At 66.5% G+C, this 20,568-nt stretch carries 22 protein-coding genes; 6 read left to right on the forward strand and 16 right to left on the reverse strand.

The features are described from left to right. Nucleotides 1-166: 166 nt before the first annotated feature. The 11 genes from AC1RLU_RS08440 to AC1RLU_RS08490 all read right to left on the reverse strand — a co-directional run bounded on the left by AC1RLU_RS08440 (nucleotide 167) and on the right by AC1RLU_RS08490 (nucleotide 10,864). The gene (locus tag AC1RLU_RS08440; protein WP_113585602.1) at nucleotides 167-2,323 is read right to left on the reverse strand and encodes a sodium-translocating pyrophosphatase; all 2,157 of its coding nucleotides are present in this window, start codon (nucleotides 2,321-2,323) and stop codon (nucleotides 167-169) included. A gap of 214 nt (nucleotides 2,324-2,537) precedes the next feature. Then, the gene (allE, locus tag AC1RLU_RS08445) at nucleotides 2,538-3,338 is read right to left on the reverse strand and encodes a (S)-ureidoglycine aminohydrolase (protein WP_492794954.1); all 801 of its coding nucleotides are present in this window, start codon (nucleotides 3,336-3,338) and stop codon (nucleotides 2,538-2,540) included. 33 nt (nucleotides 3,339-3,371) lie between these two features. After that, the gene (locus AC1RLU_RS08450) at nucleotides 3,372-4,574 is read right to left on the reverse strand and encodes an MFS transporter (protein ID WP_492794955.1); all 1,203 of its coding nucleotides are present in this window, start codon (nucleotides 4,572-4,574) and stop codon (nucleotides 3,372-3,374) included. Between the two features lie 36 nt (nucleotides 4,575-4,610). Next, nucleotides 4,611-5,606: a thiamine-phosphate kinase gene (gene thiL, locus AC1RLU_RS08455; RefSeq protein WP_492794956.1), complete on the reverse strand. Its 996-nt coding sequence runs from the start codon at nucleotides 5,604-5,606 to the stop codon at nucleotides 4,611-4,613. After that, nucleotides 5,606-6,073 (reverse strand): transcription antitermination factor NusB, encoded by a 468-nt coding sequence (nusB, locus tag AC1RLU_RS08460; protein ID WP_061964031.1) that lies wholly within the window; start codon nucleotides 6,071-6,073, stop codon nucleotides 5,606-5,608. Before nusB ends, thiL begins: the two co-directional genes overlap by 1 nt. Beyond that, entirely contained in the window at nucleotides 6,070-6,579 is a 510-nt protein-coding gene (gene ribH / locus AC1RLU_RS08465) for a 6,7-dimethyl-8-ribityllumazine synthase (protein ID WP_061964033.1), read from the reverse strand. Before ribH ends, nusB begins: the two co-directional genes overlap by 4 nt. Before the next feature lie 34 nt (nucleotides 6,580-6,613). Next, nucleotides 6,614-7,261, reverse strand: a complete 648-nt coding sequence (locus AC1RLU_RS08470; protein WP_061964035.1) for a riboflavin synthase — start codon at nucleotides 7,259-7,261, stop codon at nucleotides 6,614-6,616. Next, nucleotides 7,261-8,358 carry a bifunctional diaminohydroxyphosphoribosylaminopyrimidine deaminase/5-amino-6-(5-phosphoribosylamino)uracil reductase RibD gene (gene ribD, locus AC1RLU_RS08475; protein WP_492794957.1) on the reverse strand — a complete coding sequence of 366 codons (1,098 nt, stop codon included), beginning with the start codon at nucleotides 8,356-8,358 and terminating at the stop codon, nucleotides 7,261-7,263. The genes AC1RLU_RS08470 and ribD overlap by 1 nt, the downstream gene beginning before the upstream one ends. Before the next feature lie 85 nt (nucleotides 8,359-8,443). After that, on the reverse strand, nucleotides 8,444-8,938 hold the full coding sequence (gene nrdR, locus AC1RLU_RS08480) for a transcriptional regulator NrdR (protein ID WP_061964039.1): 495 nt from the start codon (nucleotides 8,936-8,938) through the stop codon (nucleotides 8,444-8,446). A gap of 41 nt (nucleotides 8,939-8,979) precedes the next feature. After that, nucleotides 8,980-10,278: a serine hydroxymethyltransferase gene (gene glyA / locus AC1RLU_RS08485; RefSeq protein WP_492794958.1), complete on the reverse strand. Its 1,299-nt coding sequence runs from the start codon at nucleotides 10,276-10,278 to the stop codon at nucleotides 8,980-8,982. A gap of 121 nt (nucleotides 10,279-10,399) precedes the next feature. After that, nucleotides 10,400-10,864: a helix-turn-helix domain-containing protein gene (locus AC1RLU_RS08490; RefSeq protein ID WP_492794959.1), complete on the reverse strand. Its 465-nt coding sequence runs from the start codon at nucleotides 10,862-10,864 to the stop codon at nucleotides 10,400-10,402. 68 nt (nucleotides 10,865-10,932) lie between these two features. Here AC1RLU_RS08490 and AC1RLU_RS08495 point away from each other — a divergent pair, with 68 nt between their 5' ends. Together AC1RLU_RS08495 and AC1RLU_RS08500 are read left to right on the forward strand one after the other, a co-directional pair. Beyond that, entirely contained in the window at nucleotides 10,933-12,144 is a 1,212-nt protein-coding gene (locus tag AC1RLU_RS08495; RefSeq protein WP_492794961.1) for an MFS transporter, read from the forward strand. A gap of 165 nt (nucleotides 12,145-12,309) precedes the next feature. Beyond that, complete coding sequence (locus tag AC1RLU_RS08500) at nucleotides 12,310-12,663, forward strand: hypothetical protein (protein ID WP_492794963.1); 354 nt, start codon at nucleotides 12,310-12,312, stop codon at nucleotides 12,661-12,663. An 81-nt stretch (nucleotides 12,664-12,744) separates the two neighbouring features. On the opposite strand, the gene AC1RLU_RS08505 is transcribed toward AC1RLU_RS08500, so the two are convergent. Continuing rightward, nucleotides 12,745-12,948, reverse strand: a complete 204-nt coding sequence (locus AC1RLU_RS08505) for a hypothetical protein (RefSeq protein ID WP_492794965.1) — start codon at nucleotides 12,946-12,948, stop codon at nucleotides 12,745-12,747. Between AC1RLU_RS08505 and AC1RLU_RS08510 the strand changes: the two genes are divergently transcribed. Beyond that, nucleotides 12,947-13,330, forward strand: coding sequence for a hypothetical protein (locus AC1RLU_RS08510; RefSeq protein ID WP_492794966.1), 384 nt, complete (start codon nucleotides 12,947-12,949; stop codon nucleotides 13,328-13,330). The two genes, AC1RLU_RS08505 and AC1RLU_RS08510, sit on opposite strands and share 2 nt — an antisense overlap. A 76-nt stretch (nucleotides 13,331-13,406) precedes the next feature. On the opposite strand, the gene AC1RLU_RS08515 is transcribed toward AC1RLU_RS08510, so the two are convergent. The 4 genes from AC1RLU_RS08515 to AC1RLU_RS08530 form a co-directional block, all read right to left on the reverse strand. Beyond that, complete coding sequence (locus tag AC1RLU_RS08515; RefSeq protein WP_492794967.1) at nucleotides 13,407-14,651, reverse strand: L,D-transpeptidase family protein; 1,245 nt, start codon at nucleotides 14,649-14,651, stop codon at nucleotides 13,407-13,409. A gap of 302 nt (nucleotides 14,652-14,953) precedes the next feature. Next, the gene (gene ldtR, locus AC1RLU_RS08520; RefSeq protein ID WP_061964053.1) at nucleotides 14,954-15,466 is read right to left on the reverse strand and encodes a transcriptional regulator LdtR; all 513 of its coding nucleotides are present in this window, start codon (nucleotides 15,464-15,466) and stop codon (nucleotides 14,954-14,956) included. Nucleotides 15,467-15,696: 230 nt separating this feature from the next. Further along, entirely contained in the window at nucleotides 15,697-16,137 is a 441-nt protein-coding gene (locus AC1RLU_RS08525; protein ID WP_091855549.1) for a DUF6163 family protein, read from the reverse strand. Between the two features lie 2 nt (nucleotides 16,138-16,139). Beyond that, a complete protein-coding gene (locus tag AC1RLU_RS08530) occupies nucleotides 16,140-17,195 on the reverse strand; it encodes an enoyl-CoA hydratase/isomerase family protein (protein WP_492794969.1) in 1,056 nt (351 codons plus the stop codon). A gap of 224 nt (nucleotides 17,196-17,419) precedes the next feature. On the opposite strand from AC1RLU_RS08530, the gene hemB reads away from it, so the two are divergent. From hemB to AC1RLU_RS08545, 3 genes are all read left to right on the forward strand, one after another. After that, nucleotides 17,420-18,469, forward strand: a complete 1,050-nt coding sequence (gene hemB, locus AC1RLU_RS08535) for a porphobilinogen synthase (RefSeq protein WP_492794971.1) — start codon at nucleotides 17,420-17,422, stop codon at nucleotides 18,467-18,469. Nucleotides 18,470-18,707: 238 nt separating this feature from the next. Beyond that, nucleotides 18,708-19,046 carry a GatB/YqeY domain-containing protein gene (locus tag AC1RLU_RS08540; RefSeq protein ID WP_185745237.1) on the forward strand — a complete coding sequence of 113 codons (339 nt, stop codon included), beginning with the start codon at nucleotides 18,708-18,710 and terminating at the stop codon, nucleotides 19,044-19,046. 132 nt (nucleotides 19,047-19,178) lie between these two features. Beyond that, entirely contained in the window at nucleotides 19,179-20,558 is a 1,380-nt protein-coding gene (locus AC1RLU_RS08545) for a branched-chain amino acid ABC transporter permease (RefSeq protein ID WP_492794973.1), read from the forward strand. The last annotated feature ends 10 nt before the right edge of the window (nucleotides 20,559-20,568 follow it).

Genomic DNA, 20,568 nt, shown 5'->3' on the forward strand with positions numbered 1-20,568 from the left:
CTACGGACCCGGCCGTAGCTTCGGAGCTTGATTCAAGAGGTTGTCGAACCGATTCAAGTCAGGTTCGCAAGCTATTGCCTTCAAACATTTTCCGCTCTCCGGCGAGCCCAAAGAAAAACCCGCGGCTTTCGCCGCGGGTTCGCGATTGTCTCGATGCTGCCTGCGATCAGGAATGCGCCAGGATCGCCAGCAGCAGCAGGGCGATGATGTTGGTGATCTTGATCGCCGGGTTCACGGCGGGGCCCGCCGTGTCCTTGTAGGGGTCGCCGACGGTGTCGCCGGTCACCGAGGCCTTGTGCGCCTCGGAGCCCTTGAGATGGCGCACGCCGTCCTTGTCGACGAAGCCGTCCTCGAAGCTCTTCTTGGCGTTGTCCCAGGCGCCGCCGCCCGAGGTCATCGAGATCGCGACGAAGATGCCGGTGACAATCACGCCCATCAGCATGGCGCCGACGGCTGCGAAGGCGTTGTTCTTGCCGGCGATCCAGTAAATCACGAAATAGGTCACGATCGGCGCCAGCACCGGCAGGAGCGAGGGCACCACCATTTCCTTGATCGCGGCGCGCGTCAGCATGTCGACGGCGCGGCCGTAATCGGGCCGGTCCGTGCCTTGCATGATGCCGGGCTTCTCCTTGAACTGCCGGCGCACTTCCTCGACGACGGAGCCCGCAGCGCGTCCGACCGCCGTCATGCCCATGCCAGCGAAGAGGAAGGGGATCAGGCCGCCGAGCAGCAGGCCGACGACGACATAGGGGTTCGACAGGGTGAAATCGACCGTGACGCCCTTGAAATACTGGAAGGTCGTCGATCCCGCCTTGTTGGCTTCCCCGATGAAGAAGTTCAGGTCCGAGGTATAGGCCGCGAAGAGCACCAATGCGCCGAGGCCGGCCGAGCCGATGGCATAACCCTTGGTGATCGCCTTGGTGGTGTTGCCGACCGCGTCGAGCGCGTCGGTGGAGTGGCGGACTTCCTTGGGCAGGCCCGCCATCTCGGCGATGCCGCCGGCATTGTCCGTGACCGGGCCGAAGGCATCGAGCGCCACGACGACACCGGCCAGTGCCAGCATGGCCGTCGTCGCGATGGCGATGCCGAACAGGCCGGCGAAGCTGTAGGATACGATGATGCCGGCGATGATGACGATGGTCGGCAGCGCGGTCGATTCCAGCGAGACCGCGAGGCCCTGGATGACGTTGGTGCCGTGGCCGGTCACCGAGGCCTGGGCGATCGAAACCACCGGGCGCTTGCCGGTGCCGGTGTAGTATTCGGTGATGACGACGATGAGCAGCGTCACCGCGAGGCCTACCAGCGCGCAGGCGAAGAGGCTGCCCGAGGTGAAGGTGACGTTCTGCGTCGTGGTGAAGGAGGCCGAGAAGCCGCCGAACATGGCATAGTTCACCGCCGCGATCGCACCGACCGACAGCACGCCGGCGGCGATGAAGCCCTTGTAGAGCGCACCCATGATCGACTGGTTGGCGCCGAGCTTCACGAAGAAGGTGCCGATGATCGAGGTGACGATGCAGGCCGCGCCGATCGCCATCGGGTAGAGCATCATCGTGCCGAGAGCGGGCTGGCCGGCGAAGAAGATCGCGGCGAGAACCATGGTCGCGACCAGCGTCACCGCATAGGTCTCGAACAGGTCGGCGGCCATGCCGGCGCAGTCGCCGACATTGTCGCCGACATTGTCGGCGATGGTCGCGGGGTTGCGTGGATCGTCTTCGGGGATGCCGGCCTCGACCTTGCCGACGAGGTCGGCGCCGACGTCAGCACCCTTGGTGAAGATACCGCCGCCGAGACGGGCGAAAATCGAGATCAGCGACGCACCGAAGCCCAGCGCCACCAGTGAATCGATCACCGTGCGGCTGGAAGGCTCGAAGCCGAGATAGGAGGTCAGGACGCCGTAGTAGACCGCGACGCCAAGGAGCGCGAGGCCGGCGACGAGCATGCCGGTAACCGCGCCCGCCTTGAAGGCGACGTCGAGGCCCTCGCCCAGCGACTGCATCGCAGCCTGGGCGGTGCGGACGTTGGCGCGTACCGAAACGTTCATGCCGATGAAGCCGGCGACGCCCGAGAGCACCGCGCCGATCAGGAAGCCGATCGCCACCCATTTGCCGAGCAGCCAGGCGAGCGCGATGAAGAGCACGACGCCGACCATGGAAATCGTGAGATACTGGCGCTTGAGATAGGCCTGCGCGCCTTCGGCGACCGCACCGGAAATCTCCTGCATGCGCTGGTTGCCGGCATCGCGCTTCATCACATCGCCATAGGCCCAGACGCCGTAGGCTATGGAAAGCGCACTCAATATGATGATGAGAAGCAGAGCTGACATTCGATTTCCTGACCCTAGAGCTTGCAGTCGGCGGGAGCGCTGTCGCTCCTCATTTTTTGCAGCATTGGACGTCAGGCAGCGAAAAAACGGGCCCTCAAGACTCAGGGCCCGCTCCGCGTCGCCAGTGTCAGGCGAATTTGTGGCAAGTTTCGGCGAAGAGCGCAAACGCCTCGACTGACAAATCCGCTCGAATGTCAGGCGGATCGGTGGATCGTCACAGGGCGAGGTCGCGATTGACGTTCTTGTAGAGCAGATAGCAGGCGTCACCGTAGCCGGTCGGATAGAATTGCTGCGGGCAAAAGCCGCCCATCCAGATGAAATCCCGCTCCCAGATCTCGTGCCAGTCGGCGCCGAGCAGGTAGAGTCCCTGCCCTTCCAGCATGTAGAGGCCGTGCTCCATCACATGGGTCTCGACCGCCGGGAAGCAGACGCCCGGCTTGAACCACATCAGGTTCATCTCGAAATCGAAGCGCATGTCGCCATAGGGCAGCAGGAACTGGAAGCCGCGCCCTTCCATGCCGGTGTGATTCGCCATCGGCACAGCGTCCTGATGCGAGACGATCGGCTCCGGCACGGCGAGCCCCGGCGCCGGCTCGTAGCGCTTGCGCAGGGCGAGCACGCGGACGCCCTCCGTCGATTCGTTGCGCAGGGTGAACGCGGTCGCCGGCGGCAGATAGGCGAACCCGCCCTTCGTGAGCGCCTGCATCGCACCGCCTGCGACGGCGATCCGGACTTCGCCGGAGAGGACATAGAAGAAGTGCTGGATGCCGTCTTCGCTGAAGGCGGCCGGCGTACCGCCGCCGGGCGCGATCTCGAGGACGTATTGAGCGAAGGCCGCGCCCATGACCGGCCCGGTAAGGACGCGCACGATCGTGTCGCGATATTGCGGCAGGCGGCTGACCAGCACGCCCTCCGGCGGCATGAAGGCGTAGTTGGATTTGATGACACCGCGATTATGCCCGATGGCGCCGGGCGGAACCTGGCCGGTCGCGGGCGGGAAGGCGCGGTTGTTCATCAGCTTGCTCCGATCGAGGTTAGCGGGCCTGGCTCAGGCCGTGGCGGGCCGCTGGAAGCGCTGCCATGCCACCAGCAGGAGAGCAACCATCACCGGCGGGAAGACCAGCCAGTTCACGGCGTTCCAGCCGCCATGGCTGAGCAGGCCGCCCGACGAGAAGGAGGCGATGGCGACCGAACCGAAGACGAGGAAATCGTTGGCCGCCTGGACCTTCACCCGCTCCTCCGGCCGGTAGCAATCCGTCACCAGGGCGGTGGCGCCGATGAAGCCGAAGTTCCAGCCGACGCCGAGCAGGATCAGCGCCAGCCAGAAATGGCCGACGCTCAAGCCGGTGAGGCCGACGACGGCGGCGAGCGCGGTCAGGCCGAGGCCAACCGCCGTGACCGTGCCCTTGCCGAAGCGGGCGATCAGGCGGCCGGTGAAGAAGCTCGGCCCGAACATCGCCAGCACATGCCACTGGATGCCGAGCGTGGCGTCACCGACCGAATGGCCGCAGGCGACCATCGCCATCGGCGCGGCCGTCATGACGAAGCTCATCAGCCCGTAGGCGACGAGCGAGGCCGTGACCGAGGCGATGAATTTCGGTTGGCGCATGATCTCGCCGAGCGGACGCCCGCCGCCTGAACGGATTGCGGCCATCGGCGGCGCGCGCAGGCGCGAGACGATCAGGATCGCGACCAGCGCGAGCATGCCCTGGGCGATGAAGCTCGCGGCGAAGGGCGCGGCCGGCGTCAGGTCGCGCGTCCAGTAGACCGATTGCGGGCCGATGACGCCTGCGGCAAGGCCGCCGATCATGACCCAGGAAATCGCGCGGGGCCTGAAATGATCGGTCGCGGTATCGGCCGCCGCGAAGCGGTAGCTCTGGACGAAGGAGCCATAGAGCCCGCAAACGAAGGTGCCGAGGCAGAACAGCCAGAACAGGCGCAGCGAGACACCGCCGGCCGCAATGCTCGCACCCGCCGCGCCGACGAGCGCTCCGATCAGGTAGCCGCTGCGCCGGCCCAGCCGGCGCATGATCATCGCAGCCGGGATGACGCCCGCAGCGATGCCGAGTTGAAGCAGGCTGACCGGCACGGTCGCAAAGGCCTGGTCGGCCACGAGCTGCGCCCCGACAATGCCGCCAAGCGAGACGATGATCGCCGGATTGGCGCCGCCGAGCGCCTGGGCACCGGCGAGGACCAGCGCATTGCGCTTTGCGAGCCCGTCGCCATCAAGAGCCGGAACATGCTGATTCATCACAACGCGCCTCGCGGTCGCCGTGATGCGCCGCCGTCAGAAATGAGAGAAGGAGCCCTGCGCGAAGCTGTGCGCCCCACCCTTCCCGCGATAAGTCACCACACCGGCCTCGTCCGAGATCCGCCCGATCGGCGTTAGCAGAAGCATTGATCCTTCCGCCGCCGCAATCAGAGCAGGATATTCCCTTTCAGAGGCCGTGCAGAGAATTTCGTAGTCGTCTCCGCCGGTCCAGGCCAGTTCCGCCAGTGCGGGAGCGGCCATGAGCGCGGCGCGGGCCGGGCCCGAGAGCGGGATCGCGTCGAGATCGATCTCGGCGCCTGCACTCGAGGCTTTCAACAGCTTGGCGAGATCGCCGACGAGTCCGTCTGAGATGTCCATCGCAGCCGAAGCATGGCGCTGCAAGGCGTCGGCGAGTGCATGGCGCGGCTGCGGATGGAGATAGCGATCGGCGAGGAAGGCGCGATCCTCGGCGCCGAGCGTAGCGACCCAGTCCGGCTTGTCGGGGCCATGGACCTTGAGGCCAAGCGCGCCGTCGCCGATGCTGCCGGAGACGAGCACGATGTCGCCTGGCTTCGCGCCGGAGCGTTTCACCATCCGCCCGGCTGGGACCGTGCCGAAGGCGGTGATCGACAAGGTGAGCGGCCCCGAGGTCGAAACGGTATCGCCGCCGATCAGCGGACAGCCCGCCGCCTCGGCCATGCGGGCGAGCCCCGCTGCGAAATCGGCGAGCCAGCCCTCGGTCCAGCCGCGCGGCAAAGCGAGCGTCAGGACGAAGCCTTCGGGCTTGGCGCCCTTGGCGGCGAGATCGGAGAGATTGACGGCCAGCGCCTTCCAGCCGATCGCGTCCGGCGGATCGTCAGGAAAGAAGTGGACGCCGGCGACGAGAGCGTCGGCTGTCACGACCACCTCATAGCCGCGGCCTGGCCGCAGCAGCCCGGCATCGTCGAGGAGGCCAAGCCCGCCCGGCCCGGCGATCGGCGCGAAATAGCGGGCGATCAGCTCGAATTCGCCGGGGCGGGACGGTTCGGTCATCAGGCGCTGGCTGGGTCGAACTCTTCGGCGCGGAAGTCGCGGGCCATACGGTCGAGCACGGCGTTGATCATGCCGATCTCGTCGCCCTCGTAGAAGGCGCGCGCGACCGCGACATATTCGGAAATCACGGCGCGGGCCGGCACGTCCTTGCGGAAGGCGAGCTCATAGGCGCCGGCGCGCAGGATCGCACGCACGACGGCCTCGACGCGCTTCAACGGCCAGTCCTTGGCCAGCAATTCGTCGACCGTCCGGTCCACCAGGCGCTGCTCGCGGACGACGCCGCCGAGGATGTCGCGGAAGAAGGCGATCTCGGCTTGCGGCAGTTCGATCTCCTCGACCTCCTTGCCGATCCAGAAATGCTCGAACTCGGCCATCGCCTCGACGACGCCGCGGCCGCCGATTTCCATCTCGTAGAGCGCCTGCACGACCGAGAGCCGCGCCCCGCGCCGCTTCTCGGCGCGGCTCATTGGGACGGCTCCGCCAGGGAGCGCTTGTAGCGCAGCACGGCGAGCGCCGCTTCGGCGGCCCCGCCGCCCTTGTTCATGTCCGAGCGGTTGGCGCGAGCCCAGGCCTGCGCCTCGTTCTCGACGGTGAGGATGCCGTTGCCGAGCGGGAGCGCAAAAGCGACCGAGAGGTCCATCAGCGCGCGCGAGCTTTCACCGGCGACGATGTCGTAATGGCCGGTCTCGCCGCGGATGACGGTGCCGAGCGCGACGACCGCCTCATAGGGATCCACTGACTCGTCAGCGGCACGCAGGCCGATGACGATCGCCGAGGGGATTTCAAGCGCGCCGGGGACGGTGACGACGTCGACGCGGCAGCCTGCCTCTTCCAGCACGGCGGTCGCGCCGGCCAGCAGTTCATCGGCAAGCTTGTCGTAGAAGCGTGCCTCGACGACGAGGACGCGTGCGCCGTCGATCTCGACGGCAGGAGTTGCGGCCTTGTCGGCCGAGGTCTGCCGGGGTCCGGCCATTTCTTGTGTCCTTCTTGGAACGTGATCGGGCTCGTTACCCTTGCGGGCGCGCCTCCGCAAGCCGCGCGGCATACCGTGCCATCAGATCGACCTCGACATGAACGGAGTCACCCTCCTTGCGCTCCCCCCAGGTGGTGACCGCGAAGGAGTGCGGGATCAGCAGCACGGTGAAGACATCATCCTCCACCGTGTTGATGGTGAGCGAGGTGCCGTCGAGGCAGATCGAGCCCTTGGTCGCGATGAAACGCTCCAGCCCCTGCGGGGCGCGGATGTGGAAGCGTGCCGTCGCGCCCCAGGGCTCGTCGGGGTCGGGCTCGATCGCATCGATCTTCAGGATGCGGCCGGGGCCGTCGACATGGCCGACGACGAGATGGCCGCCGAGTTCGTCGCCAACCTTGAGCGAGCGCTCGAGATTGATGCGCGTGCCCGGCTCCCAGGTGCCGACGACCGTCTTCGCCAGCGTCTCGGCGGCAGCCTCGACCTGGAAGATGCAGCCGGGCTCGCCATCCGTGCGAGCGCGCAATGCGGTGACGGTGAGGCAGACACCGGCGCAGGCGATCGAAGCGCCGATCGCGATGCCTTCGGCCTCATAGGGGCAGGCGATCGCGAGGCGCTTGAGGCTCGGCCCCTTGCGCTGCGCCTCCACGACCTCGCCGATGGCGGTGACGATGCCGGTGAACATCAGCCTCTCCTCGTGAAATGCTCGAAACGGTCGTGACCGATCTGACCGGCCTCGACAAGGGCGTATAGATCGGGGTCGGCCAACTGTGCGGCAAGGCCTGGACGCACCGCAACGACGCCGGGCTGCCCCAGCGTTTTCGGAGAGGTCGAGACGATGACCTCATCCGCCAGACCCGCGAGCGCCAGCTTCTCGCCGATGCGCGGGCCGCCTTCCGAAAAGACGCGGTTGATCCCGCGCGTGCCAAGCAGCGTCAGCGCCTCGCCGAGATCGAGATGGCCGTCGGGGCCCAGCGAGACCCGCATGACCTCGACGCCGGCTTCGACCAGCGCCTGCTCCGGCTCGATTGGCGCGGTCTCGGCCGCGATCACCCAAACGGGAACCTCATGGGCCGTGCGGACGAGCTTCGAGGTCAGGGGCAGGCGTAGATGCGTGTCGAGGATGACGCGGATCGGCGAACGGTCCGCCATGCCCGGCAGCCGCACGGTGAGCTGCGGATCGTCCGCCAGCACGGAGCCGATGCCGAGCATGATGACATCGTGATGCGCGCGCTGGAGATGGACCCAGCCGCCGGCAACCGGGCTCGACACGGAGAGCGGGACGCCCCCTGCCCCACCGGCATAGCCGTCGGCCGTGCGGGCGATCTTGAAGGTCACCATCGGGCGGCCTTGCGTGATGCGCGTGAGATAGCCGCGATGGGCCTGCCGCGCCTCCTCCTCCAGCACACCGACCGTGACCTCGATGCCGGCTGTGCGCAGCAGGGCATGGCCGAGCCCGGCGATGAAGGGGTTCGGGTCGGACATCGAGGAGACGACGCGCTTCACGCCCGAGAGGATGGTGTGCTCGACGCAAGGGATGCCGCCGCGCACCGAGCGATGCGAGCAGGGTTCGAGCGTGACATAGAGCGTGCCGCCCATCGAGGCCGCACCCGCCCGCGAGAAGGCATGCGCCTCTCCATGCGGGCGACCGCCGGGCTGGGTATGGCCACGCGCGACCACCACGGGACCGTCCGGCGTATCGCGGGTAATGATGGCGCCGACAGACGGGTTCGTCGAAGTCGTGCCGAGCCCCCGTGCGCCATAGGCGATCGCCTGGCGCATGAAGGCGCGGTCGATCGCAGATTTTTGTTCTGGCGCATTTTCCCGATGCGAAGCGGGGCCCGCTTCGCGCGAAAATGCTCTGGGATCAGTCATCGGCGCGCGGCGGCGGGGCGGAGATGCCCTCCTCGTCGATGGTGCCGAGCTGGCCGAGCAGTTCCTCGAAATCCTTCGCCTCGCGGAAGTTCTTGTAGACCGAGGCGAAGCGGACATAGGCGACGTCGTCGAGGCCTTTCAGCCCCTCCATCACCAGTTCGCCGACGGTCGAGCTCTGGATCTCCGCCTCGCCCGAGCTTTCAAGCTGACGAACGATGCCGTTGACCATGCGCTCGATCCGCTCCGGCGTGACCGGGCGCTTGCGCAGGGCATGCGCGATCGAGATCTCCAGCTTGTCGCGGTCGAAGGGCGTCCGCCGGCCCGAACGCTTCACGACGGTGAGCTCGCGCAACTGCACGCGCTCGAAGGTGGTGAAGCGGCCGCCGCAATCGGGGCAGACCCGGCGGCGGCGGATCGAGGCGTGATCGTCGGTGGGACGGGAGTCCTTCACCTGCGTGTCGAGGGAGCTGCAATAGGGACAGCGCATTCCGGTTCGCCAGCCTTTCTCAGAGCCCCTTCAACGAAGCCTCAATAGATCGGGAAGCGCGCGGTGAGCGCCTTGACCTTGGCGGTCACAGCCTGCTCGACGGCGGCATTGCCTTCCTCGCCATTCTGGCTGAGGCTGTCCAGCACCTCGGCGATCAGTTCGCCGACCTGCTTGAACTCGGCGATGCCGAAGCCGCGCGAGGTCGCCGCCGGCGTGCCGAGGCGGATGCCCGAAGTGGTCATCGGCTTCTCGGGGTCGAAGGGGATGCCGTTCTTGTTGCAGGTGATGTGGGCGCGGCCGAGCGCGGCTTCCGCCGCCTTGCCGGTCAGTTTCTTCGAGCGCAGGTCGACCAGCATCAGGTGGTTGTCGGTGCCGCCGGTGACGAGGTCGAAGCCCTTCGACTTCAGCGTTTCGGCCAGTGCCTTGGCATTGGCGACGACGGCGTGCGCATAGGTCTTGAACTCCGGCTGCAGCGCCTCGTGGAAGGAGACCGCCTTGGCCGCGATGACATGCATCAGCGGGCCGCCCTGGATACCCGGGAAGATCGCCGAGTTGAACTTCTTCGCCAGAGCCTCGTCATTGGTCAGGATCATGCCGCCGCGCGGGCCGCGCAGGGTCTTGTGCGTCGTGGTGGTGACGACATGGGCATGCGGGAACGGCGAGGGATGCGCGCCGCCGGCGACGAGCCCGGCGAAATGCGCGATGTCGACCATGAAATAGGCGCCGACCTTGTCGGCGATCTCGCGGAAGCGGGCGAAGTCCCAGTGACGGGCATAGGCCGAGCCGCCGGCGACGATGACCTTCGGCTTGTGCTCGACGGCAAGCCGCTCCATCGCGTCGTAGTCGATCATCTGGTCGACCACGCAGACGCCGTAGGAGACGACGTTGAACCACTTGCCGGACTGGTTGACCGGCGCGCCGTGGGTCAGGTGCCCGCCGGCGGCGAGATCGAGGCCCATGAAGGTGTCGCCCGGCTGCATCAGCGCCATGAAGACGCCCTGGTTGGCCTGCGAGCCGGAGTTCGGCTGAACGTTGGCGTAAGTGCAGCCGAAGAGTCGGGTGGCGCGCTCGATCGCGAGCTTCTCGGCGATGTCGACGAACTGGCAACCGCCGTAATAGCGGCGGCCCGGATAACCCTCGGCGTATTTATTGGTCATCACCGAGCCCTGCGCCTCGAGCACGGCGCGGGAGACGATGTTCTCGGAGGCGATCAATTCGATCTCGTCGCGCTGGCGACCGAGCTCCAGGTCGATCGCGCGCGCGATCTCGGGATCGGCATCATGCAGCGAAGCGCCGAAGAAGGAGTTCGAGAGGTGCTTGTTCAGCGCGGCGTCGGTCATGTCCGGCTCCTGAAGTTCAACGGCCGGTGGGCGCCCGGCTTCGTCGCGGCTCCCCTATCATGCGGCGGAGGGCTGTCCAAGCGATAGATCGCGCGCGGGAAAAGCTGCATCGCCGCAGCGGTCAATTGCCCGGAGCGCGCCGCTTCGACAGCATTTTCTTCTCCTTCTCCGGCCGGGACGGCGTGTAGGCGAGCTCGCGGCGCGAAGCCGTGCGCAGCAGCGCCCGGAAGGTCGGGCATTCCAGGTGAGTCGGCGCACGGCAATCCGCGACATGGCGCAGAGCATCGCGCAGGGTCCTCAGCCCGACCATCTGCCGCTGGAGCTCGTCGGCCCGGGCCCGCAACTGCTCGCGCGGGATGTTCGGCTTCCCGTCCGCGCCGAACATCGCGGCGATCTCCTCCAGCGAGAAGCCCGCGGTCTTGCCCAGCCCGATCAGCGACAGCCTGAGCAGGACATCGGGGTCGAACTGCCGCCGAAGGCCGCGACGCGCCTCCGAGCGAATGAGGCCGACCTCCTCGTAATAGCGCAGGGTCGAGGCCGGCACGCCCGAGCGCTCCGCGACCTTTCCAATATCCAGCAACAGCATGCTTGACCTCAAGTCGACTTGAATTCGTAGGCTCTGCCGAACGCATGAATTCGGCAAGAGGAAAAATCATGGAAAGCATTGTTACAACACGAGAAAGCCCGATCTGGGCGGACTCGCGCGCCATCGCCCTGCTGATGGCCGCATCGCTTACCACCATGGCGAACGCGACGATCAGCCCCGCGCTTCCGGGCATAGAGCGCCTGTTCGCCGACGACCCCAACGCGGCGCTGCTGACGCGGCTCCTGGTGCCGGCGCCCTCGCTCAGCGTCGCGTTGTTTGCGCCGCTCACCGGTTTCGCTGCCGACCGGATCGGCCGGCGTGCGATGCTTCTCGTCGGCGTCGTACTGTTCGTGATCGCGGGCAGCGCCGGGCTTGTCCTGCCCGACCTGCCGTCGATCTTCGCAAGCCGCCTCGTGCTCGGCGTCGCCGTCGCGCTGATCATGACGGCGCAGACCGCGCTGATCGGTGATTATTTCACCGGCGACGACCGCAACGCCCTGACCGGCCTGCAGATCTCGGCGCGGAATTTCGGCGGGCTGGTCTTCATTTCGCTGGCCGGCGGGGCGGCGACGCTGTCGCCTCGCCTGCCCTTCGCGATCTACGGGCTGGCCGCAATCTTCCTGCCGCTGATGTGGCTGGCCATCGTCGAGCCGCCACGCGTCGCTGCCGCTACGGGCGCCATGCCCGCCAGCGACCATGACGGACACCCGTCCTGGCGCAGCCTGCTCGCTGCGCTCGTCCTGCTGCAGGGCGCGACGAACATGATCTTCTTCCTGATGCCGACGCAGATCTCGTTCTTCCTGGAGACCCGGGGCTATGAGAGCGCGGTGATGACCGGGACGGTCCTCGGCCTGCTGATGATCTCCGGCGGCTGCACCGCCCTGCTCTATCGGCATGTCCGGCGGGCGAGCGGTGCGGCGGGCGTTTTCGCAATCGGCTACGCGGCGATGGCGCTGGGCTTCCTGCTCCTGTCGCGCACGGCATCGATGCCGGGTCTGCTTGCGGCGGCGCTCCTGATCGGGGCCGGCTACGCGCTGGTTTCGCCGAGCTTCGTCGCCATGGCGCTCGATCTCGCGCCCCGGCGCTCGCGGGGCATGGCGGGGGGCATCCTGACCGCATCGATCTTCATCGGCCAGTTTTGCTCGCCTCTGGTCAGCACGCCCCTGATCGCCGCCCATGGGTATGGCGAACTGTTCCGCGGGACGGCCTGGCTTCTGACGATCATGGCGCTTGCAGCCCTGCTGACGAGGTTCGGGGCGATCGTCCGCTCGAAGCGTTGATCGTCCTCTCGCAAGATGAGGAGCGGTCGGCCGGCTCCCCTTCTGCCCCTATCGCGCGAGCCGGAACCGGACGTCGACGCAACGACATCGGGCCGCCATCATGGTTAACGATTTATGGCTTGCAGCTTGCTGCGCATGACCTAGCGCAACACTGGATGCCTCTCGATGACACAGAACGCCCCAAAACAGAACGCGAGCCGTGTTCCAGCTTCGACTCTGCCGATCTCCAAGCAGATCAGGAAGGCATTTCTCGGCAGTGCGAGCGTCTTCGTCCTGTCGATGCCGCTGATCAGCCAGGATGCCGCAGCCGAAGGCTGGCAGGTGACCAGGCAATACTACCCGGGCGGCTCGACCAGCGTCCATCGCTGGTTCGACGGCGACGGCGACGGCAGCATCACGCGCCTCGGCAACCCCGCGCCGCGAAACAACTGCCCCGTCCCGGCCTTCGAGGTCATGAATCCAGGGCCCGGAGAAGCGCGCTGCGTCGGTTACGTCATGCCGTCCTGGCTGACGCGCTGAAGCCTGCCGGCGCCGGCTTCTCCAGTCTCGCAAGCAGCCAGCGCCGTTCAATCGCAGTGCAAGATCTCATCGAGATTCCTTCTAGCCTGTCTTGTCGTAGAGCGTAGCAGTCAAGATCACCGCCTTGCCAGCATCATGGGCGGAGAGCCGGCTATTGAGCAGGAAACGATAACTTAGTTGGCAGCCTTTCATTCGGGCCTGCCCCATCGACATCACGAAACGCTTGCCGTTGCTCATGCCATGCCCGAAGGTAGCCCCTTCAATAGCTTCAGGGAGGGCAGACATGCGCGTGCTCATCACCATGATCACCTACGTCGCCGTCGGATATTCGACACTTTCGGCCGCTCAGGCGGCCTGCACCGGAACCAACGGAAGGGGCTGGGGCACCGGCAACGGGGCCGGCCAATTCGAGATGAGCATAGCGGACAAGACATGCCGCATAAGCTTCCCGGGTGTGATCAACGAAACCGCCAAGACGAGAATCCCGGCAACCCAGGTCACCGTCACCAGAGCACCCGGCTCGGGCAAGGTCGCTGTGACAAGGAGCGGACTGACCTACACGCCCAACAAGGGTTTCCAGGGCAGCGACACGTTCTGCACCAGCAACACCACGCCGAAGGTACCGGGCGTCACCCTTTCGGGATGCATCACAGTCACCGTGCGCTAAGCCCCGCGAAGCCGCTCTCAAAGAAAAACCCGCCGGATCACCGGCGGGTTCGAAAAGCACAGCCGAAACCGGAGCGTCAGATGTCCTGATCGCCCTGCAGCGCGGCGACCGGCGCCGGCCCGAGGCCGTCCTTGTTGTAGATGTCGTCGCGGAACTGCACGCCGCCATCGGGCGTGGCCCAGGCGGTGATATAGACCCAGTAGCACGCCACCGGATCGGCGATGCGGGCGTTGACGCGCTGGCCGGACTGGATCGTCTCGTCAATCTTGGCGCGATCCCAGCCGGGCGTGTTCTTCAGGAGCCAGGCAACGTAGTCGCGCACGTTCTGGACACGCATGCAGCCCGAGGAGACGAAGCGATAGTCGTCGCCGAAGATGCCCTTCGACGGCGTGTCGTGCATGTAGACGCCGTGCGGGCTCGGAATGTTGATGCGCACGAAGCCGAGCGAGTTGAACTCGCCGCCCGGGTCCTGCCGGAAGGTGTAGCGCGTCGCCTCGTCCGAATTCCAGTTCACGCTGGCGGGCGAAATCTCGCTGCCGCTGGACGAGATGATGCGGATCTTGTTCTCGGTGAGATAGCCCGGCTCCTTGCGCATCTTCGGGATCAGATCCTTGCGGATGATCGAGGCGGGAACCGTCCAAGTCGGATTGAAATTGACTTCGGGGATCCGGGTCTGGAGCAAGGGCGACTGGCGGTCGATCTTGCCGACGCCGGCCGCATGGCGCGTCGCGACATGGCCGTTCTCGACGGTCTCGACCATAGCGGCCGGGATATTCGCGACGACATAGCGGCCGCCGAGATTGCCGGACCAGCTGCGCAGCCGGACGACATTGGTCTCGAGCTGGCGGATGCGGTGGTCGATCGGCACGTTGAGGGCAGCGACGGTCGCACGATTGATTGCGCCCGTCGTCGACAGGCCGACGCGCGACTGGAAGCGGCGCACGCCCGCCTCGACATAGGAATCATAGATGTTGCTGTCGCCGGCCGCGGCATCGAGATCGCCGGTGATGATCAGGCGGCGACGCAGGGTCACGACACCCTGCCCCTTGGCGCCTACGCCCATGCGATCGGGCAACTGGACCTGCGGCCAGCCGCCGCGCGCGGCGAGGTCACGGTAGGCCACGATCGCCTGCTCGGTCGCCTGCAGGGCCTCGGCCGACAGCATCGGCGTCGAGGATCGCGCCACGGCATTGCGCGCGCCGGCATCGTAGCTCTGGCGCCACTCGGCCTGCTGGGCGAGCACCGGTGCAGCGGCGACCGTGGCGGCGCCCGAAAGCAGGGCCAGCACCGTTTCGCGGCGGGTCAGGCTCAATTGCGACATCTCTTCCCTCTTCAAGGCTTCACGCTTGCAACGCAGGCCACAAGAAAACGCCGCCTGATGGGGCGACGCTGGCGACGCAATGGTGCGACGGCGACCTCTCGGCGATCGACGGTGTCCTAGCACAGTTAACGAGGCGTGATGACAGAGGCGATTTTAGGGCATGGCCACGTTTTGCCGCATGCATGGCAGCAAAACCACAGTCGAGGCTCAGCGCCGACCGAAAACGCGCCGGCGCGACCGGGACGTCGTCCCAGCCGCGCTCAGGCAGGCGGATATGATGCGGTTAGGAAAACCGCTTTATCTCAGAGCTTGTAGCGGATCTGGTCGGTCCAGAAGCGCTCCAGGCGCAGCAGGGCGTTGTTCATCCGCTCGAAATCGTCGGCCGCGATGCCGCCGATCTGTTCGACCGTGCGGACATGCTTGTCGTACACGCCCTTCACGATATCGTGCACGCTCGCGCCCTTTTCGGTCAGGCTGATGCGAACCGAGCGGCGGTCGATGCGCGACCGGGCGTGGTGGAGATAGCCGAGCTCGACCAGCTTCTTGACGTTGTAGGAGACGTTCGAGCCAAGGTAGTAGCCGCGGGTCCGCAGCTCGCTGGCCGAGAGCTCGGCATCGCCGATATTGTAGAGCAGCAGCGCCTGCACGCTGTTGACGTCGTCACGGCCGCGGCGCTCGAACTCATCCTTGATGACGTCGAGCAGGCGGCGATGCAGACGCTCCACCAGCGTGAGGGACTCAAGATAAAGAGGCTTCACGTTGAGATCTGCATCACCAGTCTTGGCAACCTCAGAAGTCTTGACGCTCGCTTTCATGGTATATCCCGCCTGTTGTGTGTCGGCCAGGATTTGTCTCCCGGTCCGCTTCTGAAACACACCATAAGCTGGACCGGATGAAAACGAGTTTAAATATCAGGATGAATCAGGGATTTACCCCTTTGGGTGAATCGTAAGTGAAGCCAGAAACGCTTAAGCTAAAGCGATTCTTACCATGACTCGGAGCAATCGACGGGCCGCGCGTGGTGGCCGGGCTGTCGCGGCACCCGCTATTCCGCCTCGTTCTCGGCCGCCCAGGTCGCCAGAAAATAGACGGCGATCAGCCCGATATAGAGGCCGACGAGCCAGGCCGTCATCGGCACGAAGCGCGGGAAGAGGAAGCCGAGCAGCATCTGGCTGATCGCGGCCAGCAGCCAGAGCACGCCGCCCCAGGTTGAGGTCAGCCAGAGGCCGACGGCGGCGACGAGGTCGATTACCGCGAAATAGACGATGATCGCCTGATAGCTCAGCAGGCGGTTCTCGAAGGGCGGCTGCGGGTTTCCGGGCAGGCCGAAGATCACGGCCCAGGCCGTCAGTCCCTTGGCGAGCCAGAAGGCCGAGAGCAGGCGCAGGAACCAGACGAGGACGAGCCGCCACCGGTTCGCCTGCTTGCCTTCGGCCTCGCCCGTCCCGGTGCCGCGCAGGGCCTCGCCGTTCCCACCCAAACCCAAGCTCAGCCCTCCAGCTTCAGTTCACCGGTGCCGAGCGACGCAAAATAGGCAGCGATAGCGGCCGGATCGACCGCATCGAGCGTCGATGGCTGCCAGCGTGGCGCCTGATCCTTGTCGATCACCACGGCGCGCACGCCCTCATAGAAGTCATGGCCGCGGGCGATGCGCGAGACGATGCGGTATTCGGTGCGCATCGCTTCCGCGAAATCGAGGTCGCCGCCGCGGCGCATCTGTTCGAAGGCGATGGCGACGCTTGTCGGCGATTTGACCGCGATGGTCTGCAGCAGCTTGCCGGCAAAGCCACTTCCGTTTTCGGCAGCCTGGCGCAGGCGCTGGATCACCTCCGGCAAGGTCGCTGCCGTGAAGGCCTCAGCCATCATCGCCCGCTCGCCATGCAGGGGGCCGGGCCCGCGCTGCAAGGTGAAGCCGGCGAGAATGTCGTCGATCGCGCCCGGCCGGGTGAGCGCATCCGCGAGTTCCGCCATCCGCTCGCTGGGCACGCCATGGGTCGCCAGCCCAGACGAAATCGCATCTGCCGCGCCGACGCGCTCGCCGGTCAGGGCCAGGAAGCTGCCGAAGCCGCCGTCGAGACGCGGCAAGGCATAGGTCGCGCCGACATCCGGGAAGAAGCCGATGCCGACCTCCGGCATGGCGAAGAGATAGCGGTCGCCGGCGATGCGGTGGCTGCCATGCAAGGAGATGCCGACGCCGCCGCCCATGACGATGCCGTCGATCAGCGCGACATAGGGCTTGGGATAGGTCTTGATGCGGTGGTTGAGGATGTATTCCTCGCCCCAGAAGGCGAGTATCTCGTCATGCCGCCCGGCCTTGCCGCAATCATGCAGCCAGCGGATGTCGCCGCCGGCAGAGAAGGCCTTCTCGCTCGTGCTGACGACGACGACACGCGCGACCTGCGGATCGTTTTCCCAGGCGTCGAGCGCGCGGGCGAGTTCGCGGACCATGCCGAGGCTCAGCGCATTCAGCGCCTTCGGCCGGTTGAGCACCACGACGCCGGCGGCGCCGCGAATCTCGCAGATGATCTCGCGATCCTGAATCATGGTCCGATCCCGCTTCGATGGGCTGCGGTTCTGGAAGGCGGGGCAAGGCTTGTCAACGCGACGGATCGGCGGGCGGCAGGCGGCCATGACCAGGGCGACGCCGGCAAACTTGCGACCATGCGCCCTGTTTTGGAATCGTTCCGATGTGTTATGGAAAGCCTCGGCCGGTTTCGCCCGCATGACGAAAGCCGCGCCTGTACCGATTATCGCTTGAGGCAATTGCCATGGAATCCCGGGTCGTGCGGCCTTTCCCCACCCCCCTGTCCCGCCAGGACGAGGCGCCTTCGCTCGGCCTGACGCGCCGCATGCGGCGCAACCGCAAGGCGGACTGGTCGCGCCGGCTGGTGCGGGAATCTGCGCTGACGACCGACGACCTGATCTGGCCGATCTTCCTGATGGATTCCAGCGAAGCCCGGTCCCCGGTGGAATGGATGCCCGGCGTCGACCGGCTCAATATCGACGAGGCGGTCCGCCAGGCGGCGGAAGCGGCCGCGCTCGGCATTCCCGCCATCGCGCCCTTTCCCTATGTCGACAAAGCCCTGCGCGACCCCACCGGCTCGGAAGCGCTCAATACCGGCAACCTGATGTGCCGCGCCGTGCGCGCGATCAAGCGCGAGGTGCCCGGGATCGGCATCATCTGCGACGCCGCGCTCGACCCTTACACCTCGCATGGCCATGACGGCGTCATGGAGGGCGAGCGCGTCCTCAACGACGCCAGCGTCCAGATCCTCGTCGGACAGGCGCTCGCACTTGCCGATGCCGGGGCCGACGTGATCGCCCCCTCCGACATGATGGACGGGCGCATCGGTGCGATCCGGGCCGCGCTCGACGGCGACGGCCATGAGGACGTGCAGATCATGGCCTATGCGGCGAAATACGCTTCGGCCTTCTACGGCCCGTTCCGCGATGCGATCGGCACCAATGCCACGCTCGTCGGCGACAAGCGCACCTACCAGATGGATCCGGCCAATTCCGACGAGGCGATCGCGGAAGTGATGCTCGATCTCGAAGAGGGCGCCGACATGGTCATGATCAAGCCCGGCCTGCCCTATCTCGACGTGGTGGCGCGGGTGAAGGACCATTTCCGCGTGCCGACCTTCGCCTACCAGGTCTCCGGCGAGTACGCGATGATCATGGCCGCCGCGAATAACGGCTGGCTCGACGGCGACAAGGCGATGCTTGAAAGCCTGCTCGCCTTCAAGCGTGCCGGCGCCGACGGTGTGCTCACCTATTTCGCGCCGCGCGTGGCGAAGAAGCTGAAGGCCGGCGCGTAAGCAAAAAGCGCAGCAGCAGACAGAGCATCGCCTCAGAGGGTGTCATCCCGCACGCGCTGCGGCGCGACAGTGCTGCTGCGCAGATGCGGGATCGCTTGCAGGAAAGGCGCCTTCTCGTCACGCGGTCCCGTGTCTGCGCAGCGGCATTGCATGCCGCAGCGCGCACGGGATGACAGCGCGGCCCAGGACCATCTACGGTTTCGACATGACGACGGATGAAAGCCAGAGCTTCCTGACCGTGCTGAAGGCCGACTTGCGGACGGCTATGCGGGAGCGGAACGCCGCCGAGGTAACAACCCTGCGCGGCTTGATCTCCGCGATCGACAATGCGCAGGCCGTTCCCGTCGGGGACAAGCACGACACCTATGTCTTCCATGCCTTCGGCGACAGCGCTGTTGAGGTGCCGCGCCGAGGACTGAGCCAGGATGATATTCGCCAGTTGGTCGAAGCCGAAATTCGGGCCCGGAACGACGCGGAAGCGGATTATCGGCGCCTCGGCCGGGATGACAAGGCGCAGGAACTGACGGACGAGGTTCAGATCCTGAGCCGCTATCTCGGCTCGCACGCTTCGAGCTAGCGCGTCTTCCCGCACGCGCTGCGGCGTGCAATGCCGCTGCGCAGATGCGGGACCGTCCCCAGGAAAAGGCGCCTCTTTCTGCCGACGGTCCCGTGTCTGCGGAGCACCGCTTCGCGCTGCACCGCGCACGGGATGACACCCCTGCCCCGCAAGCGCTACCGTGGTGCCAGCATGCGCTCGCTCCTCCTGTCGATTCTGGCCGTCGTTACGCTCGCCCTCGCGGGCTGCGGCAGCGATTTCGATACCGACCAGATGCGGCTCTGCCGACAGGCGATCCCGCCGCTCAATCCGCCGAACGCCCGCATCGAGATCGAACGGACCACCAACGGTCCGGTGCCCCGGGCGCTGCGGCTGTTCTACCGGGTCCAGCTCGGCGACGGGCTCTCGCGCCACCGGAGCATCGACTGCCTGTTCGCCGGCGAGGGCAGCGGGCCGAGCCGCGGTGCGCTTGTCGGCATCGCTTCCGATGGGCGGCCGATGGCCGATGCGAGCTTCTATCTGCTGCGACGCTTCTATCTGGAGGATCGGGCCTCGCCGCCGCCGGACCCGGCCGAACCCGCTGCCGAGACGCTGCCGGCGATCCCGGCCGGCCTCGCCTATGGCCTGCAGCAGGGTCTGAGCGCCCTGCCCTCTGCCGCGATCTACGGCATGCTCGCGGCGGCCTATGCGCTCGTCTACGGCCTGACCGGGCGGATCATCCTGAGCTTCGGCGAATTCGCTGCGCTCGGCGCGCTCGCCTCCGTCGTCGGGGTCGCGCTATTGCTCTCGCTTGCGATCTCGACGCCGCTCTCGGGCCTCGCCGTCGCCTTCACCGTCGCGATCGCTGTCTGCGCCCTGCACGGCTTCGCCATGGGCCGGTTCGTGCTGCGTCATCTCGAGCGCGCCACCGGCCAGCAGATGCTGATCGCCACGATCGGGCTCGCCATCGCGATGTCCGAATATCTCCGGCTGGCGCAGGGGCCTGAACTGCGCTGGCTGCCGCCGGTGTTCAACACGCCGATCGCGCTGGCGCATGCCGGCGATTTCGTGGTCACGCTGAATCCGCTCGCGCTGGCACTTGCCGTCATCGGCCTTGGTGCCACGCTCGGCGTCGTCCTGCTGATCCGGCGTACGGCCTATGGCCGGGCCTGGCGGGCGGTATCGGACGATGCGAAGACCGCCGCGCTGTTCGGCGTCGATGCCCGCGCCGTCCATGACGTCGCCGTCATCATCGCCTGCGCGGCCTGCGGCATCGCCGGTGTCATCGTCACCGCGATCTATGGCGGCATGGGCTTCGCGGGCGGCTTCTCGCTCGGGCTGAAGGCGCTCGTCGCGGCGATCCTCGGCGGCATCGGCTCGGTCAGCGGGGCGGCGCTCGGCGGCCTCTGCATCGCCGCCTTCGAGGCGGTCTGGTCGGCGGCGCTGCCGATCGAGCAGCGCGACCTTGCCGTCTATTGCCTGCTCGCCATCGTGCTGATCTGGCGCCCCGGCGGCTTTTTCGGCGATGGCGAATTGACGCCGCGACGGGTGTGAGGCCTGTTCT

This window comes from Allobosea sp. GW822-FHT05A11 (assembly GCF_058800455.1).